The organism is Nocardia blacklockiae (assembly GCF_015477355.1).
Lineage (GTDB): Bacteria > Actinomycetota > Actinomycetes > Mycobacteriales > Mycobacteriaceae > Nocardia > Nocardia blacklockiae.
On sequence record NZ_JADLRJ010000001.1, the window covers coordinates 636573 to 657149 of the forward strand.

At 71.2% G+C, this 20577-nt stretch carries 1 protein-coding gene; it reads left to right on the top strand.

From position 1 onward, the window contains the following. Window positions 1-20574 carry a non-ribosomal peptide synthase/polyketide synthase gene (locus IU476_RS02850; RefSeq protein ID WP_195096173.1) on the top strand — a complete coding sequence of 6858 codons (20574 nt, stop codon included), beginning with the start codon at window positions 1-3 and terminating at the stop codon, window positions 20572-20574. The last annotated feature ends 3 nt before the right edge of the window (window positions 20575-20577 follow it).

Here is a 20577-nt window from a genome sequence, read left to right on the forward strand (position 1 = left end):
ATGATCCCGCTGTCGTTCGCGCAGCGTCGGCTGTGGTTCATCGACCGGCTGGACGGCCCGTCCGCCGCGTACACCATGCCCGTGGCCGTCCGGCTGCGCGGCGCGCTCGACGAATCGGCCTTCGCCGCCGCCGTCGCTGACGTCGTGACCAGGCACGAGAGCCTGCGCACCGTCTTCGTCGAGGTCGACGGCGTGCCCGCCCAGCAGGTGCTCGACGCCGATAGCGTCGAGGTCCCGATCACGCTGGCCGACGTGGCCGCCGACCAGGCGGACGCGGTGATCGCCGAGGCGGCCCGGCACCCGTTCGATCTGGCGGCCGAGATCCCGCTGCGAGTCACCGTCCTGCGATGCGGCACAGCCGAATACGTGCTGCTGCTGCTGATCCATCACATCGCCGGGGACGGCTGGTCGATGGCGCCGCTGCTGCGGGACCTCTCGGTCGCCTACGCGGCACGCAGCCGGGGCGGTGCGCCGGACTGGGAGCCGCTGCCGGTGCAGTACGTCGACTACACGCTGTGGCAGCGGGAGCTGCTGGGCTCGGCGGACGACCCGGACAGCGTGCTGTCCCAGCAGTTCGAGTACTGGCGGCGCGAATTGGCGGGACTGCCCGAGCAGTTGTGCCTGCCGACCGATCGCCCCCGGCCTCGGCAGCCGGGCTCGCGCGGGGACGTCATGGTCGTCGGAATCGACGCCGACCTGCGTGCCGCGGTGGAGCGCCTGGCCGCCCGCGAGGCGGCGTCGGTGTCGATGGTCCTGCAATCGGCCCTGGCCGTGCTGCTGGCCAAACTCGGTGCGGGAGAGGATGTTCCGATCGGCTCGCCGATCGCCGGACGGACCGACGAGGCGCTGACCGAGCTGGTGGGATTCTTCGTCAACACCTGGGTCCTGCGGACCGAGGTGACGCCGGGGGCGCGCTTCACCGACATTCTAGGCCAGGTCAAGGCGAAGGCCCTGGCCGCCTACGAGAATCAGGACCTGCCGTTCGAGCTGCTGGTCGAAATGCTCGACCCGGTCCGCTCCACGGCGCACCATCCGCTGGTCCAGGTGCTGCTGAGCGTCCAGAACAATGCCGCGCCGGCGCTGGAGCTGCCGGGAATCGTCTTCGAGCCGTATCCCTTGGACGCCCTGACCTCCCAGTTCGATCTGGTGTTCAACATCGGTGACGCACCCGCGACCGGCGGCTGGAACGCCCATGTCGAATACTCCACGGACCTGTTCGACCGATCCACGGTGGCGGCGATCGCGGCCCGGCTGGTGCGCGTGCTGCGGTGGGCGACGGCGAATCCGGATGTCGCCGTGGGCGCTATCGATGTCCTGGACGACGCGGAGCGCGACCTGCTGCTGCGCCGATGGAACGACACGGCCGTCGAGGTCCCGGACGCCACGCTGCCGGAGCTGGTGTGCGCCCAGGCGTCGCGGACACCGGCGGCGGCCGCCGTGCTGTGCGGTGACGACGCGCTCTCCTATCGGGACCTGGATGTCCGGGCGGCGCGGCTGGCCGCGGACCTGGTCGCGCGCGGCGTGCGACCCGACGACGTGGTCGCGGTGGCATTGCCGCGGTCCGCGGAGCTGATCGTGGCGTTGCTGGCGGTGCTGCGGGCCGGGGCCGCGTACCTGCCGGTCGATCCGGCGTATCCCTCCGAGCGGCTGGCGTTCATCCTCGCCGACGCCGAACCCGTCCTCGTCGTGTCCGATCCGGCGACGGCGGACACGCTGCCGCCGACGGCGGCACCGCTCTACGTCGAGCGCCTCGACGCGGCCGAGAGTGCCGCGCCCGCACCGGATGTCGCGGTGCGCCCGCGGAATCTGGCCTACGTGATGTACACCTCCGGGTCCACGGGCAGGCCGAAAGGCGTTGCTGTCACCCACGCCAACGTGGTGAATCTGGTGGCGCAGGCGTGGTCGGCGGGGCCGGGGGAGCGGGTGCTGGCGCATTCGTCGGTGGCTTTCGACGCGTCGACGTATGAGATCTGGCCCGCGTTGTGCGGCGGCGCGACCCTGGTGATGGCGACCGAGCGGCGTTCGGACCCGGCGGAGATCACGCGGCTGGCCGGGACGCGGTCGGTGACCAAGATGTTCGCGACGCCGCCGCTGCTGTCGGCACTGGCCGAGCACGCGGAATCCTTGCCGGAGCCCGTCTTTCGCACTCTGGCGCAGGTGAATACCGGCGCCGACACCGTCACCGCGGGACTGGTCCATGTGGTGCGGGCCCTGTGCCCCGGTGTGCGGATCGACAATCTGTACGGCCCGACCGAGGCGACGGTCGACGTGACGTCCGCGGTCGTGCCGGACGGGGTGGACGTGACGGTGCCGATCGGCACTCCGGTGGCGAACACCCGTGTGTACGTGCTGGATTCGTCGTTGCGACCGGTACCGGTCGGCGTCGCGGGCGAGTTGTATGTGGCCGGAGCGCAGTTGGCGCGCGGCTACCTCGGCCGGTCGGATCTGACCGCGACCCGGTTCGTGGCCGACCCGTTCGACACGGGCGGCCGGTTGTATCGCACCGGTGACGTGGTGCGGTGGAACGCTACCGGCGAGCTGGAGTTCGTGGGCCGCGCCGACGATCAGGTAAAGATTCGCGGCTTCCGGGTGGAGCCCGGTGAGGTGGAAGCCGCACTGGCGCAGCACCCGTCGGTCTCGCAGGCCGTGGTGTTGTTGCGCGACACCGTATCCGGGGACAAGCGGCTCGTCGCCTATGTGGTCGCGGACGCGGCGTCCGGCGCACTCGACGGAAACCGGGTGCGCGAGTTCGCCGCCGGGCGACTGCCGGACTTCATGGTCCCGGCCGCCTTGTTGGTGGTCGACTCGATCCCGTTGACCCTCAACGGAAAAGTCGATCGCGACGCGCTGCCCGTTCCCGAGATCGCCTCCGCGGTGGCGTACCGGGCACCCGGCAGCGAGCGCGAGCGGATTCTGGCCGAGCTGTTCGCCGATGTTCTCGGGGTCGACCGGGTGGGGGTGGACGACAGTTTCTTCGCCTTGGGCGGGCATTCGTTGCTGGCTACGCGGTTGGTGAGCCGGATCCGGGCGACGTTGGGCATCGAGGTGCCGATTCGGACGGTGTTCGACGCTCCGACCGTCGCGCGGCTCGCGCGACGGTGTGACAGCGACGTTCAGGTCCGCCCCGCCTTGACCGTCCGGCAGCGGCCCGAACCGATCCCGCTGTCGTTCGCGCAGCGGCGGCTGTGGTTCATCCAGTGGCTGGAAGGACCGTCGGCCACCTACAACATCCCGGTGACGGCACGCCTGATCGGCCGGCTGGACATCCCGGCGCTCGAGGCCGCACTCGGGGATGTCGTTGCCCGGCACGAGAGTTTGCGCACGGTCTTCGCCGAGGTCGACGGCGTGCCCGCCCAGCGGATCCGGGCCGCCGACCGCGCCCGGCCGCCGCTCACGGTCACCGAGACGACCGCGGCCGAACTCGCGGCGGCGGTCACCGCGGCGGTGCGCCACGAATTCGACCTGGCGTCGGAGATTCCGTTGCGCGCCACCGTCTTCCGTGCGGACGGCGACTGCGTACTGGTGCTGCTGCTGCACCACATCGCCGCCGACGGCTGGTCGGCGGCGACACTGCTGCGCGATCTGTCGACCGCCTACGCGGCACGCAGCCGCGGCGGTGCGCCGGATTGGGAGCCGCTGCCGGTGCAGTACGTGGATTACACACTGTGGCAACGGGAATTGCTCGGCTCGGCGGACGACCCGGACAGCGTGCTGTCGAGGCAGTTCGAGTACTGGCGGCAGGAACTGGCGGGTGTGCCCGAGCAGCTGCGGCTGCCCACCGATCGCCCCCGCCCCCGGACGGCCGGCTACCGCGGGGACGTGGTGGCTTTCGGCATCGAGGCCGACACGCGCGCCGAGGTGGAACGCCTGGCCGCCCGCGAGGGCGCGACGGCGTCGATGGTCCTGCAGGCGGCCCTGTCAGTGCTGCTGTTCGAACTCGGTGCGGGACAGGACATCCCGATCGGCTCGCCGATCGCCGGTCGCACCGACGAGGCGCTGACCGAGCTGGTCGGCTGCTTCGTCAACACCTGGGTGCTGCGGGCGCACGTGGACCCGGACGGGTCGTTCACCGAGCTGCTGGCGCAGGTGCAGGCGAAGGCATTGGGGGCGTACGAGAATCAGGACGTCCCGTTCGAATTGCTGGTCGAATTGCTCGATCCGGCGCGCTCGGCGGCGCACCACCCGTTGTTCCAGGTACTGCTGGCATTCCAGAACAACACGCTGCCCAGGCTGGAACTCCCGGGGGCCGGTGTCGAACCCTATGCCGCGTCCACCGGCACCGCGCGGTTCGACCTGTCGTTCACCATCGCCGACGCCCCGGCCGGGCAGGACTGGGGCGGGCTCGTCGAATTCGCCACCGAGCTGTTCGATCGGTCCACGGTCGAGGCCCTCGCGGGACGTCTGGTGCGGCTGCTGCGGCAGCTGGCCGGGGAACCGGGCGTGCCGATCGGATCCCTCGACGTGCTCGCCGCCGACGAACGGGACCTGATCCTGCGGCGGTGGAACGACACGACCACCGAGATCGCCGACACTACGCTGGTCGAACTGTTCCGAGCGCAGGCCGCTCGGACGCCGGACGCCGTCGCGGTCGTCGACGCGGACGCCGAGCTGACCTACCGGGAGACGAACGCCCGGGCCGACGCGCTCGCGCACGCGCTGAGCGCGCGCGGCGTCGGCCCGGAAGCCGTTGTCGCGGTGGCATTGCCGCGCTCCGCGAATCTTGTCGTGGCATTGCTGGCGGTGCTGAAGGCGGGCGGCGGATACCTGCCCCTCGATCCGGCCGATCCGCCGGACCGCCTGGACTTCGTCCTGGCCGACGCCGCGCCCGTGGTCGTCCTCACCGACACGGCTACCGCGGAAGCGCTGCCGCACAACGACTTACCGCGACTGTGTCTCGACGCCCTCGACGTCACCGCGGGGCTCGCCCCCGATGGGCTCGCGACGGTGCGGCCGGGGCAGCTGGCGTACCTGATCTACACCTCCGGTTCGACGGGCCGCCCGAAGGGCGTGGAGGTCACGCATCGCAACGTCGTCAACCTGATCGCGCACGCGTGGCCCGTGAGCGCCGGGGACCGGGTGCTGGCGCATTCCTCGGTGGCGTTCGATGCCTCGACCTACGAGATCTGGCCTGCCCTGTGCGGCGGCGCGGCCGTGGTGGTCGCGGGCGCGCGGCGCTCGGACCCGGCCGAGATCGCCCGGTGGGCGCGGACCGGGGCGCTGACCGAGATATTCGCGACGCCGCCCTTGCTGTCGGCGTTGCTGGATTACACGAAGTCGTTGCCCGACAATCCTTTTCGGAGCCTGCGGCGGATCAGCAGCGGTGCCGACGCGCTGTCCGCGGCACTGGTGCGATCCCTGCGCGCGCAGTGGGGCGAGATCCGCGTCGACAACCTGTACGGACCGACCGAGGCGACGGTGCACGTGACGGCGTCGCGCGTGCCCGACGACGTGACGGGCGTCGTGCCCATCGGTGTGCCCGTGGCGAATACGCGCGTCTACGTCCTGGACTCCCGGCTGCGTCCCGTCCCGGCGCGGGTGCCCGGCGAGTTGTACGTGGCCGGTGCCCAGGTGACCCGCGGCTACCGGGGCCGGGCCGCGCTGACCGCGGCGCGATTCGTGGCCGACCCCTTCGATCCGGGCGGGCGGTTGTACCGCACGGGCGACGTGGTGCGGTGGAATCCCGCGGGGGAGTTGGAATTCGTCGGCCGCACCGACGATCAGGTCAAGATCCGCAGCTTCCGGGTCGAGCCCGGCGAGGTGGAAGCCGCACTGGCACAACATCCTTCGGTGGCGCAGGCGGCGGTGGTGGTGCGCGACACCGGGACCGGCGCGACCCAGCTGATCGGCTACGTGACCGGCGAGGCGGTCGACGGCGCGGACGTCCGCGGGTTCGCGGCCGCGCGACTGCCGGAATTCATGGTGCCCGCGACCGTGACGGTGCTCGCGTCGATGCCGCTGACCACCGGCGGAAAACTCGACCGCGCCGCGCTGCCGGAACCGGAGTTCATCGCGTCGACCCCGCACCGCGCGCCGCGCACCCGGCGCGAGCGGCTGCTCGCCACCGTATTCGCCGAGGTGCTCGGACTGGAACAGGTCGGGGCGGACGACAGCTTCTTCGAATTGGGCGGGGACAGCATCCGTTCCATCCAGGTGGTGTCCCGGGCGCGCGCACTCGGCGTCGAAGTCAGCCCCCGGCAGGTGTTCGAGTGCCGGACCGTGGCGGCCCTGGCGCAGGTGGCGGCGGAGCCCGCGGACGCGGTGGCGGACGAGCCGGACGGCGACGCGGTGGGGTGGCTGCCGTTGCTCCCGGCCGCGCGATTCGTGCGGGAGCTGGGCGGTCGGTTCGACGGCTGCCACCAGTCCATGACCCTGGAACTGCCGGTGGGCATCGACCGGGCCGGTCTGGTGGCGACGCTGACGGCGGTGATCGACCGGCACGACGCCCTGCGGGCGCGGCTGGTCGACGACGAGCGCGGCCCGGGACTCGAGATCGCCCCACCCGGTTCGGTCGACGCCGCGACATGGCTGCACCGCGTCGACGCGACCGAGCGTCTGCGTCCCGACGTCGCCGCCGGACACCTGGACGCCGCGGTCGGCCGGTTGGCTCCCGCGGCCGGAATCGTGCTGCAATTCGTCTGGTTCGACGCCGGTCCGGCGCGCTCCGGCCGCCTGGCGATCATCGCCCACCACCTGGTGATCGACGGCGTGTCCTGGCGAATCCTCCTGCCGGACTTGGTCTTCGCGTGGCAGGCGGTGTCGTCCGGGTCGCGGCCGGTGTGGTCGCCGGCGGGCACCTCGATGCGGCGCTGGGCGCACGGACTGGCCGAACGGGCCGCCACGCCCGCGCTGACCGAGCAGATGCCTTGGTGGCGTTCGGTTCTCGACGGACCCGACCCGATGCTGGGCGCCCGGCCGCTGGACCCGCGCCTCGATGTCATGGGCACCGTGCACCGGACGGTGGTCGAACTACCCGCGAGCGAGACCGAGGCGCTGACGACCACACTGCCCGCGGTGTTCCACGGCGGCGCGGCGGACGGCCTGCTGGCCGCGCTGGCGGCGGCGGTGACGGCCTGGCGGCGCGCGCGAGGGGTGTCCGAGGAATCGGTGCTGATCCGGCTCGAAGGACACGGCCGCGAGGAGGACACCGTGCCGGGCGCCGACCTGTCCGGCACCGTCGGCTGGTTCACCAGCGTCTTCCCGGTGCGGCTGGGTGCGGACGCGGCCGCGTGGGACCAGCTCTGCGCGGGTGGCCCCGCGGCGGGCGCCTCGATCAAGTCCGCCAAGGAGCAGTTGCGCGCGGTGCCGGACCGGGGCATCGGCTACGGGATGCTGCGCTACCTGAACCCCGACACCGCCGCGGAACTGCGGCCGTACCCGGCCGGGCAGCTCGGGTTCAACCACCTCGGCAGGTTGACCTCGACAGACCTGCTCCCGAGTCGACTGCGAGGTGCGGGATGGACTCCGGCCCAAGGGGATTGCGAACCCGCGGCGGCGCAGGACGCGGCCATGCCCGCGCCGGCCGTCGTCGACGTCACCACGATGGTCGTCGACACCGCCGCCGGTCCGGTCCTGCGGGCGGTGTTCGCGTCGCCGTCGGGCGTACTGGCTCCGGCGGACACGGAGGAGCTGGCCGAGCTGTGGCGGTCCGCGGCACTGGGCATCGCCCGGCACGCCGTCGGCTCGGGCGCGGGCGGCCTGACGCCGTCGGACCTGCCGCTGGTGCGGCTGGCGCAGCACGAGATCGACGTCCTCGAGGGGCGGTATCCGGGTCTGGCGGAGGTCTGGCCGGTGACCTCGATGCAGGCGGGGTTGCTGTTCCATCGCGCACTGGCAGGCAAGGGTCCGGACTTCTACCATCTCCAGGTGGTGTTCGGCCTGACCGGAACGGTGGACCCCGACCGGATGCGCGCGGCCGGGCAGGCGCTGCTCGACCGGTATCCGAATCTGCGGGTCGGCTTCGCCGAGGACGCGGGCGGAGCTCCGGTGCAGGTGGTCGTGTCCGAGGTCGAATTGCCCTGGCGCGTAGTCGATTTGCGCGACTACGACGAGGAGGAGCGGGCCGCGGCGCTCGAGCCGCTGCTGGCCGAGGACCGGCACGCGCCCTTCGACGTGGCGAATCCGCCGCTGCTGCGGCTCACCCTGGTGCCGACCGGCGAGCGACGCTCGGAACTGGTGTTCACCGCCCACCACCTGCTGCTCGACGGCTGGTCGCTGCCGCTGCTCATCCGAGACCTGTTGCGCCTCTACGGTTCCGGCGGCGATCCCGCGGATCTCCCGCCGGTACCCGGCTATCGCGAATTCCTGGCGTGGTTGCGCCGCTCGGATTCCGGTGCGGGACTGCGGGCCTGGGCCGAGGAACTCGACGGCTTCGAAGAACCCACGATGCTCGCCGGTGGCGTCGACGACGCCGTGCCCGCGGCGGTCGAGAAGGTCGAGGTGCCGTTGCCCGCGGCGACCGCGCGGGCGCTAAGCGGGCGGGCCGCCGAACTCGGGGTCACGGTGAACACGGTCGTGCAGGCGGCGTGGGGCATCCTGCTGGCCGCGTCCACCGGCCGCCGCGACGTGGTGGCCGGCACGACCGTCTCGGGGCGGCCGCCCGCGCTGCCGGGCGTGGACTCGATGGTCGGCCTGTTCATCAACACCGTGCCGGTGCGGGTGCGGTTCGAGCACGGCGACACCCTCGCCGACGTGCTGACCGATCTGCAGTCCCGCCAGGTCGCCCTGCTGGACCACCACCATGTCGGTCTGAGCGAGATTCACCGAGCCGTCGGCCTGAACGCCTTGTTCGACACCCTGATCGGCTTCGAGTCCTATCCCGTCGACCGGTCCGGAATCGGCGCGGCCGTCGCCGCGAGCGGCCTGGAGCTGACCGAGCTGCGGCCCACCGCGCCGACGCACTACCCGCTGACCGTCGTCGCCGGGGCGGCCCCCGATCTGACGCTGCGCCTGGAATTCCGCACCGACATGTTCGGCCGCTCCGAGATCGAGGCCGTCGCGCGGCGGCTGGTGCGGATATTCGAGCAGGTCGCGTCGGATGTGACCGTGCCGGTGGGCGCGATCGACCTGCTCGGCGACGAACGCGAGGTGGTGCTGCGCCGCTGGAACGAGACCGCCGCCGAGCTGCCGGACACCACGCTCGCCGGACTGTTCGACGCGCGGGTGGCCCGCACTCCCGACGCCGTGGCCGTCGTCTGCGGCGACACCGAGCTGACGTACCGGCGCCTCGATGCCCGGGCCGCCGAGCTGGCGCGCGCACTGGTCACCCGCGGCGTCGGCCCGGACACGCTGGTGGCGGTGGCGCTGGAGAGGTCCGTGGAACTACTCGTGGCACTGGTGGCGGTGGTGAAAGCCGGTGGCGCGTACCTGCCGGTCGATCCCGCCTACGCCGCGGATCGGCTGGCGTTCGTCCTCGCGGACGCCGACCCGGTCGTGCTGGTCACCGACCGGCCGACGGCGGATCGCTTGCCGCGCAACGCCGTACCGCACCTGTATCTCGACGACCTCGGCGTGGCGGACGGCGGAGCGCGCCCGGCCGCGGCGCACCCGCGGAACCTGGCGTATGTCCTCTACACCTCCGGGTCCACCGGCACGCCGAAAGGTGTTGGCATCACGCACCGTAACGTCGTGAACCTGGTGGCGCAGGCATGGTCGGCGGGGCCGGGGGAGCGGGTGCTGGCGCATTCGTCGGTGGCGTTCGACGCGTCGACGTATGAGATCTGGCCCGCGTTGTGCGGCGGCGCGACCCTGGTGATGGCGACCGAGCGGCGCTCCGATCCGGCCGAGATCATCCGATTGATCGACACGCGGTCCGTCACGCGGATGTTCGCGACGCCGCCGCTGCTGTCGGCACTCGTCGAGTACGCGGAGCCGTTGGAGCGCAAGCCCTTCCGGAGTCTGACGCAGGTGAACACGGGCGCGGACACGCTCACCGCGAGCTTGGTCGACGCGGTGCGTTCGGTGTGCGGCGGCCGGATCGACAACCTCTACGGCCCGACCGAGGCGACGGTCGACGTGACGTCGTTCGCCGTCCCCGACGACGTCGAGGGCACGGTGCCGATCGGCGCCCCGGTGGCGAACACCCGTGTGTACGTGCTGGATTCGTGGCTGCGGCCGGTCCCGGTCGGCGTCGAGGGCGAACTGTATGTGGCCGGAGCACAGCTGGCTCGGGGCTATCTCGGCCGGCCGGATCTGACGGCGGCGCGGTTCGTGGCGGATCCGTTCGGTACGGGCGGGCGGCTGTACCGCACGGGCGACGTGGTGCGGTGGAATGCCGGGGGGCAGCTGGAGTTCGCGGGCCGCGCGGATGACCAGGTGAAGATCCGTGGCTTCCGGGTGGAGCCGGGCGAGGTGGAAGCCGCACTGGCGCAGCACCCTTCGGTCGCCCGCGCCGCGGTCACCGCGCTGGACACCGGCACCGGCGGCAAACAGCTGATCGGCTATGTCGTTCCCCGCCACACCGGCGCGGCCGGGCTCGACGGAATCAGGTTGCGCGAGTTCGTCTCCCAGCGGCTGCCGGAGTTCATGGTGCCGAGTGTGGTGACGGTGCTCGACTCGATTCCGTTGACCGCCACCGGCAAGGTCGACCGCCGCGCCCTGCCCGCCCCGGAAGTGGCGTCGTCCGCCCGCTACCGGGCGCCGCACACCACCGAGGAGCAGGTGCTGGCGGCCGTGTTCGCCGAGGTGCTGGGAGTGCAGCGGGTCGGGGCGGACGACAGCTTCTTCGAATTGGGCGGGGACAGTATCCGTTCCATCCAGGTGGTGTCGCGGGCACGGGCGCTGGGCGTGGTCGTGAGCCCGCGGGAGGTGTTCGAGCGGCGGACGGTCGCCGCTCTGGCCGCGGTCGCCGGCGGCCGCGCGACGGATCCGGTGCCGCGCGAACCCGAGGGCGCGGCGGTGGGCTGGCTGCCGCTGCTGCCCGTGGCACGGTTCGTGCGCGAGCTGGGAGCCGGTTTCGACGGTTTCAACCAGTCGATGGTGCTCGACCTGCCGGTGGGTGTCGACCGCGCGGGCTTGGTGGCGACACTGACCGCGCTGCTCGATCGGCACGACGCGCTGCGGTCGCGGCTGGTCGACGACGAGCGGGGCCCGGGACTCGAGATCGCCCCGCCCGGTTCGGTGGATGCCGGGACGTGGCTGCATCGGGTCGAGGTCGCCGAGCCCCCGGCCGCGGACGCGCTCGCCGCGCAGCTGGAGGCGGCGGTCGGCCGGTTGGCGCCGGCGGCCGGGGTGATGATGCGGTTCGTGTGGTTCGACGCCGGTCCGGAGCGGGCGGGACGACTGGCGATCGTGGCGCATCATCTGGTGGTCGATGGTGTGTCGTGGCGAATCCTGTTGCCGGACCTGGCTTCCGCCTGGCAGGCCGTCTCGGCCGGAGCGGAGCCGGTGTTCGCGCCGCCTGGAACGTCGTTGCGGCGCTGGGCGCACGGGCTGGCCGAGGCGGCGGCCCGGCCGGAGCGGGTGGCCGAACTCCCGTGGTGGCGTGCGGTTCTCGACGGTCCAGATCCGCTGCTGGGCGCGCGGCCGCTGTCGCGCGAGGTCGATGTCCTGGCCACGCTCCAGCACGTCGAGGTGCCGATTCCGGTGGCCGAGACCGAATCCCTGGTGTCCCGATTGCCCGCGGCGTTCCACGGCAGCGTCGAGGACGGGCTGCTGGCGGCCCTGGCGGCGGCGCTCGTCCGCTGGCGCGCGGCGCGCGACGTGTCCGAGGAGTCGGTCCTGCTGAAACTGGAAGGCCATGGGCGCGAGGAGGATACCGTGCAGGGGGCCGACCTGTCGGGCACTGTCGGCTGGTTCACCAGCGTGTACCCAGTACGGCTGAAGGCCGCCGCGACGGACTGGGACGGACTCCGCGCGGGCGGCGACGCCGCGGGCACCTTGCTCGCGTCGATCAAGGAGCAGCTGCGGGCGGTGCCGGACAAAGGCATCGGTTTCGGACTGCTGCGCTATCTGAACCCCGAGACCGCGGCCGAGTTGCGCGAGTTCCCGGCCGCGCAGATCGGGTTCAACTACCTCGGCCGGTTCGACTCGGCGGATCTGGGTGAGCGGCGATCGCGCGAAACCGGTTGGCTGCCTTCGTCCGACGCCGGAGCGATGATCACGCCCCTCGACCCCGCGCTGGCGGCGATGCCGGTGCTGTCGGCGCTGGAGGTGAGCGCCATGGTGGTCGGCACCGATGCCGGACCGGAACTGCGGGCGGTCTTCGCCGCACCCGCGGGCGTGCTCACGCGGCCCGAGGTGCGGGAGCTGGCCGAGCTGTGGCGCGACGCGGTGCTCGGGATGGCACACCACGCCGCGACACCCGGCGCGGGCGGATTGACGCCGACGGACCTGCCGCTGGTGGAGCTGACGCACAACGAAATCCAGACCTTGGAACGGCGATACCCGGGCCTGGCGGACGTGTGGCCGCCGACTTCGATGCAGTCGGGGCTGCTGTTCCACCACGGGCTCGCCGACACCGGCTTCGACGCCTATCACATGCAGGTGGTGTTCGGCTTGGCCGGGCGGATCGATCCGGCCCGGATGCGCGCCGCGGGTCAGGGCGTGCTCGACCGGTATCCCACGCTGCGGGTCGGTTTCGCGTCCGATTCCGCGGGTGCGCCGGTTCAGGTGGTGCTCGACGAAGTGGAATTGCCCTGGCGCGCGGTGGATCTCCGGGATCTCGACGAGGCAGGCCGGGCCGCGGCGCTGCGGGAGCTGCTGGACGCGGATCGGAATGCGCATTTCGACATGACCACCCCGCCGCTGCTGCGGCTGACGCTCGTCCGGACGGCCGAGCTGCGATCCGAACTGGTGGTCACCGCACATCACGTACTGCTCGACGGCTGGTCGCTGCCGCTGGTGATCCGGGACCTGTTGCGGCTCTACGGTTCCGATGGTGACTCCCGCCTGCCCGCAGCCCCCGACTATCGAGACTTCCTGCGGTGGCTGCACCGGCAGGACCACCACGCGGGCATCGCGGCATGGGTGCGCGAACTCCACGGGGTCGAGGAACCCACGCTTCTCGCCGACAGCATCGGAATGCCCGGTGGCGCACTCGCTTCCGAGTCCTCCGGGGTCGAACGCGTCGACGTAGACTTGACCGCCGAGACGGTCTCGGCGCTGGGCCGGCGGGCCAGGGCGCTCGGGGTCACGATGAACACCGTCGTCCAGGCGGCGTGGGGACTGCTGCTGGCGGTGTCCACCGGTCGCCGCGACGTCCTCGCGGGGGCGACCGTCTCGGGCCGTCCGCCCGCCGTGCCGGACGTGGATTCGATGGTCGGCCTGTTCATCAACACCGTGCCCGTCCGGATGCGGTTCGGCCCGCGCGACACCCTCGCCGACGTGCTGACGGATCTACAGGCCCGGCAGGCCGCTCTGCTCGATCATCACCATGTCGGATTGAGCGACATCCAGCAGGGCGTGGGATTGCCCGTCCTGTTCGACACGCTCATCGGCTTCGAGTCCTATCCCGTCGACCAGGCGGGCATCGGGCAGGGCGCGGCCGACAGCGGCATCGCCATCGAGGACGTGAATTCCGAGACGCCGTCGCACTATTCGATGACACTGGTCGTCAATGCCGCCGCGACCGTCCGCGTGCATCTCGAATACCGCACCGACACGTTCGAGCGGGCCACGGCCGAGGCGACGGCGCGGCGACTGGCGCGGATCTTCGAACAGCTGGCGTCGAATCCGGATATCGTGCTGCGGTCGATCGACGTGCTCGGCGACGGGGAACGCGAATCGGTGCTGCATCGGTGGAACGAGGCGCGCGCCGAGATTCCCGACACCACGGTGGTCGGGCGGTTCCGGGAACAGGTCGCGGCGACCCCGGACGCGGTGGCGGTCGCGTGCGGCGACACGGAGCTGACGTATCGCGACCTCGACCGCCGGGCCGATCGGCTTGCCCGCGACCTGATCGCGCACGGGGTCGTCGCCGACGCCGTGGTCGCGGTGGCGTTGCCGAGATCGCCGGAACTGATCGTGGCGCTGCTGGCGGTGTTGAAGGCCGGGGGCGGATATCTGCCCATCGATCCGGCCTATCCGTCCGATCGGCTGGCGTTCGTGCTCGCCGACGCCGCCCCGGTGGTCGTCGTCACCGACCGCGACGGCGCGAACATCCTGCCCGACAACGGGATACCGCGGTTGCGGCTCGACGCCGTGGACACCGACGACGTGCCCGGTGCCGTTCCCGTCGTGGCGGTGCGCCCGCAGCACCTGGCCTACCTGATCTACACGTCCGGCTCCACGGGCGCGCCCAAAGGCGTTGCGGTGACTCATCGGAACGTGGTGGCGTTCGCGGCCGGACCCGGGTGGCGGGGCGAGGCGCACGGCCGCGTGCTGATGCATTCCTCGGTCGCCTTCGACGCCTCCACCTACGAGATCTGGGTGCCGCTGCTCGGCGGCGGCCGCGTGGTCGTCGCCCCCGCGGCGCACGCCGACGTCGCGGCACTGGCCCGGTTGCTGACCGCGCACACGGTCACGGCGGCGTTCTTCACCACCCGGTTGTTCGAGATCCTCGCCGACGAGCATCCCGAGTCGCTCGCTCGACTCCGGGAGGTGTGGACCGGCGGCGAGGACATGCCGCCGGAGGTCTTCCGGCGAGCGCTGCGGAACTCGCCGGGAACGCGCCTCGTGCACGTGTACGGGCCGACCGAGACGACGACCTTCGCCGTCGGCCGGGCCTTCGACGCCACGGAAACCGTTGCGGGCGCGACCGTTCCGATCGGGCGTCCGCTGGGGAACGTGCGTGTGTTCGTGCTGGATTCGTGGTTGCGGCCGGTTCCGGTGGGTGTGGAGGGTGAGCTGTTTGTGGCGGGGGAGCAGGTGGCTCGAGGCTATTTCGGCCGGGCGGCGTTGACGGCGGCGCGGTTCGTGGCGGATCCGTTCGGCTCGGGCGGGCGGCTGTATCGCACCGGTGATGTGGTGCGGTGGAATGCGTTGGGGGAGTTGGAATTCGTAGGCCGTGTCGACGACCAGGTGAAGATCCGCGGCTTCCGGGTCGAGCCGGGAGAAGTGGAAGCCGCACTCGCGCAGCATCGTTCGGTGGCCCAGGCCGTGGTGTCCACGCGCGACACCGGTTCCGGCGGCAAACAGCTGATCGCCTTCGTCGTCGCCGAAGCGGGCAGTCCGGTCGACGGCGGCGAGGTCCGCCGGTGGGTGGCCGACCGGCTCCCGGAATTCATGGTGCCGGCCGTGGTGACGGTGATCGAGTCGATTCCGTTGACCGCCAACGGAAAACTCGACCGCGCGGCACTGCCGCGGCCCGAACTCGCCTCCTCGGCGCGATACCGCGCCCCGGGCGACGACCGCGAGCGGGTCTTGGCCGAATTGTTCGCCGAGGTACTCGGACTCGATCGAGTCGGCGTGGACGACAACTTCTTCGAACTGGGCGGCCACTCGCTGCTGGCCACCCGCCTCGTCAGCCGGATCCGGGCGGAACTGGCGACCGAGGTGTCCATCCGGACGGTCTTCGACGCGCCCACGGTGGCGCACCTGGCGACCCGGCTGGACGCGCACGCGCAGGTGCGCCCGCCGCTGACGCCCAGGCCCCGGCCCGAGGTCGTGCCGTTGTCGTTCGCGCAGCGGCGGCTCTGGTTCATCCACCGGCTCGAAGGCCCGTCGGCCACCTACAACATTCCCCTCGCCGCCCGCCTCACCGGCGTCTTCGATCCGGTGGCGTTCGCGGCGGCACTCGGCGACGTCATCGCTCGGCACGAGAGCCTGCGCACGGTTTTCGCCGAGGTCGACGGGGTGCCGTCGCAGCGGGTGCTCGACGCCGACACCGTCGAGCCGCCGGTGACCGTCGCCGACGTGGACCCCGGCGCGCTGGACGCCGCGGTGACCACTGCGATGGGGCGACGATTCGATCTGTCCGCCGAAATTCCGTTGCAGGCCAGCGTCTTCCGGGTCGCTCCCGACGAGAGCGTGTTGGTCCTGCTGATCCACCACATCGCGGGCGACGGCTGGTCGATGACGCCGCTGCTGCGCGACCTGGCCGCCGCCTACACGGCACGGCTGCGCGGGCACGCGCCGGACTGGGCGCCGCTGCCGGTGCAGTACGTGGATTACACGCTGTGGCAACAGGAATGGCTCGGTTCCACCGACGACCCCGCCAGCGTCGTCTCCGGCCAGTTCGAGTACTGGCGGCGCGAACTCGACGGACTGCCGGAGGAACTGGGGCTGGCCACCGACCGGCCGCGGCCCCGAGTGGCGTCCTATCGCGGGGATCTGGTGCTGTTCGACATCGACCCGCAGACCAGGGCGGCAGTGGAACGCCTGGCGGCTCGCGAGGGCGCGACGGTCTCGATGGCGCTGCAAGCGGCGCTGGTCGTCCTGCTGGCCAAACTCGGTGCGGGAGAGGACATCCCGATCGGCTCGCCGATCGCCGGGCGCACCGACGAGGCGGTCGCGGACCTGGTGGGGTTCTTCGTCAACACCTGGGTGCTGCGGGCGAAAGTGGCCGCGGCGTCGGCGTTCACCGATATTCTGCGCCAGGTCAAATCGAAGGCCTTGGCCGCGTACGAGAATCAGGACGCGCCGTTCGAGCTGCTGGTCGAATTGCTCAACCCGGTCCGCTCGGCCGCGCGGCACCCGCTGTTCCAGGTGACGCTCGCGTTCCAGAACAACGCGCTGCCCACGGTCGCGTTGCCGCAGGTCGAACTGCGGCCCTATCCCGCCGCCGTCGCGACCGCGCGCTTCGACCTGTTCTTCAATATCGCCGACGCCCCGGCCGGGGACGCGTGGAACGGCTTCGTCGAGTACGCGACCGACCTGTTCGACCGGTCGACGGTCGAGGCGATGGCCGCTCGGCTAGTGCGGCTGCTGCGGCAGCTGGTCTCGGATCCGGACGTGCCGGTCGGGTCGGTCGATGTCCTCCGCGACGACGAGCGCGAGACGGTGCTGCGGCGGTGGAACGACACCGCCGCCCCGATCGCCGCCGAGGCCACCCTGATCGGCTTGTTCGAGGCCCAGGCCGCCCGGACCCCGGCGGCGCTCGCGGTGATCCAGGGCGACGACGAGATGTCCTATGGCGAACTCGATCGGCGGGCCGAACGGCTCGCGCGCCTCCTGGCCTCTCGGGGTGTCGGGCCGGATACCGTTGTCGCCGTGGCCTTGCCGCGGTCGGCGGACTTCCTCGCGGCCGTGCTGGCCGTGCTGAAGGCCGGCGGCGCGTATCTGCCGATGGACCCGGCATATCCGTCGGATCGGCTGGCCTTCATCCTCGGCGACGCGCGCCCCGTGCTCGTCGTGACGGACTCCGGCACCGCGGATACGCTGCCGGACAACGACATTGAGCGCCTGCATGTGGACATGCTCGAGAGCGCGGAGGTCGAGGGGCGCGGCACGGCCGCGGCGGTGCGGCCCGGGAATCTGGCGTATCTGATCTACACCTCCGGCTCCACCGGTGTGCCGAAAGGCGTGGAGGTCACGCACCGCAATGTGGTGTGCTTCCTCGCGCAGGCCGCGCCGGTGCGTGCCGGGGAACGGATGCTGATGCATTCGTCGATGGCGTTCGATGCCTCGACCCTCGAGATCTGGCCCGCCCTGTGCGGTGGCGCCGCGCTGGTGGTCGCGGGTGAGCGGCGTTCCGATCCGGCGGAGCTCACGCGGTTGGTCGAAATCCGTTCGGTGACAGGGTTGTTCGTGACGCCGCCCTTGCTGTCGGCGCTGCTCGACCATGCCGGGACCCTGCCCGGCAGGCCGTTGCGCACGCTGACGCGCATCGTCTCCGGCGGCGCGGAACTGCCGGCGAGCGTGCTCGGCGAGCTGGCCGCCGAGTATCCGGATATCGCCGTGGTGAACGGTTACGGCCCCACCGAGACCACGGTGTACGTCACCGCGTACGACGGTCGCGACGACACCGGTGCCGTCGTTCCGATCGGCACCCCGATCGGCAATGCCCGCGTGTATGTGCTGGATTCGGGGCTTTCCCCGGTTCCGGTCGGAGTGGCCGGGGAATTGTATGTGGCGGGCGCGCAGGTGGCGCGCGGATATCACGACCGGCCCGCGACGACGGCCGCGCGGTTCGTGGCCGACCCGTTCGATTCCGGCGGGCGGCTGTATCGCACGGGCGATGTGGTGCGGTGGAATGCCGCGGGACAGCTGGAGTTCGTCGGCCGTGCCGACGATCAGGTGAAGATCCGTGGCTTCCGGGTCGAGATCGGCGAGGTGGAGAACGCGCTGGCGCAACACCCTTCGGTCGCGCAGGCCGTGGTGGTGGCGCGCGACTCCGGGCGCGGCGACAAGCGACTGGTCGGATATGTGGTCGCCGACAAGTCCGGGCCGGCGGTCGGCCAGGACGAATTGGTGGGGCAGTGGCAGCAGGTGTACGACGACCTGTACACGGTTGCCGGGGAGGCCGGCGACAGCCCGGCGTTCGGCGCGGATTTCGGCGGCTGGAACAGCAGCTACACCGGGGAACCGATCCCCCTGGAGCAGATGCGGGAATGGCGCGCGGCCACGGTCGAGCGCATTCGTGAGTTGTCGCCGCGGCGCGTCCTGGAGATCGGTGTGGGTTCGGGCCTGGTGCTGTCGCAGCTGGCCCCGGACTGCGAAGAGTATTGGGCGACGGACTTCTCCGCCGCCACCATCGCTACGCTCCGGAAACGACTCGACGCGCTGGACGCCGAGTGGGGCGCGCGCGTCACTCTGAACCTGCGAGCCGCCGACGACACCGACGGCCTGCCCGAGGGTTACTTCGACACCGTGGTGCTGAACTCGGTGGTGCAGTATTTCCCCGGCGAAGGATATCTCCGGACAGTCCTCGAACGCCTGGAGAAACTGCTGGTTCCCGGCGGCGCGGTCTTCGTCGGCGACGTCCGCAATGCCGCCCTGCTGGCGGAATTCGCCACCGCGGTGCAGGTCGCGCGCACCGGTGCCGCCGATCCCGAGCAGGTCCGCGACCGGGTGCGCCGGGATATCGCGGCCGAGCAGGAATTGCTGCTCTCGCCCGAATATTTCGTGGGTTTGTGCCGCGGCGCAAGCGATTTCGACGCCGTCGATATCCAGTTGCAGCGTGGCTACGCCGTGAACGAGCTGACTCGGTACCGCTACGACGTGGTCCTGCGCAAGCCGGGATCGGCGCGGATATCGGTAGCCGAGTTGCCCGCAATCGAGTTCCGCGACCACCCGTGGTTGCGGACGCTCCTGGAAACACCGCGGCCCGAAGGTGTTCGCGTCACGGGCATTCCGCATCTCGGCTCGATACCCGTCGATTTCGAAGGCCTCCTCGGCCCCCTCGACGAGCGGCCGGAACAGGCGTTGCTGCCCGAGGATCTGCACGCCCTGGGACAGCGGTTCGGGTATCGCACGGCCGTGACCTGGTCCGCCGACAGCGACCGGATGGACGCGGTCTTCCTCGACGCCGCGGCTACCGCCGGGCAGCCGCTCACCGACATCTATCTGCCGCCGCACGCGGTGGGCGCGGATGTCGCGGCCTACGCCACCAATCCCCGGGCCGGATTGCTGGCCGCCGACGTGCGCGGATGGGTCGCCGAGCGGCTGCCGGAATTCATGGTGCCCGCGGTGGTGATGGTGCTCGACTCGATGCCGCTGACGTCGAGCGGCAAACCGGACCGCAAAGCCCTCCCGGACCCGGAATTCGGCACCGCGAACGAATACCGGCCGCCGAGCACGGAACGCGAGCGCGTGCTGGCCGCGTTGTTCGCCGAAATTCTGGGCCTCGACCGCGTCGGCGTCGACGACGACTTCTTCGCGCTGGGCGGACATTCCCTGCTGGCGACTCGACTCACCAGCAGGATTCGGGCGGCACTGGACGTGGAGGTCCCGGTCCGGACGATATTCGACGCGCCGACGGTCGCCCGATTGGCGGCCCGGTTCGACGACGGCCGGGAATTCGGCACCGATTTCGATCCGGTGCTCGTGCTGAAGGATTCCGGTTCCCGGGAACCGCTGTGGTGCCTGCCGCCTGGCGGCGGTCTCGGCTGGTTCTACCAGCACCTCGGACCGCACCTGCCCGACCGGCCCGTGCACGCCGTGCAATCGCGCGGGCTGGACGGCGGGGCATTGGCCGTCTCGTTCGAGGAGATGATCGACGATTACGCGGACCGAATCCTGACCACGCAGAGTGCGGGCCCGTACTTTCTGGTGGGCTGGTCCTACGGCGGAATAGTCGCGCACGCGCTGGCGCAGCGTCTCACCGAACGCGGCGAGGCGATCGGATTTCTCGGGGTCGTCGACAGCAAACCGCCGGTCCCGGCAGACGACCAACCGGACGCCTCGGAACAGGAAGCCATGGCCGCCCTTCAGGAATGGATGGCCGACCGATTCGGCGAGCACCTCGAGGCCCCGGTCGTTCAGGAACTGGCGCAACGCGCGGCGCGGGTCCTCATCAACAACAGCAGACTGCTGGAGGGCTATACCTCACCCCATTACGACGGTGACCTGACCATCGTCGGCGCCACCCTCGACGCCGACGGCAACCGGCTCCCCGACGCCGCGGCCGACCTCGAACAGGCATGGCATCCCCATATCGGCGGGCGCATCAACGTACTCGAAGTCGACTGCGCCCACGGCGATTTCGACCGCCCCGAGAACATGAACGCGGTAGGCCGCCTCCTGCACGACCTCTTGTAGCTT

Coding starts and splice junctions, on each gene's coding strand:
- IU476_RS02850 (WP_195096173.1), top strand. CDS start 1: ATGATCCCGCTGTCGTTCGCGCAGCGTCGGCTGTGGTTCATCGACCGG.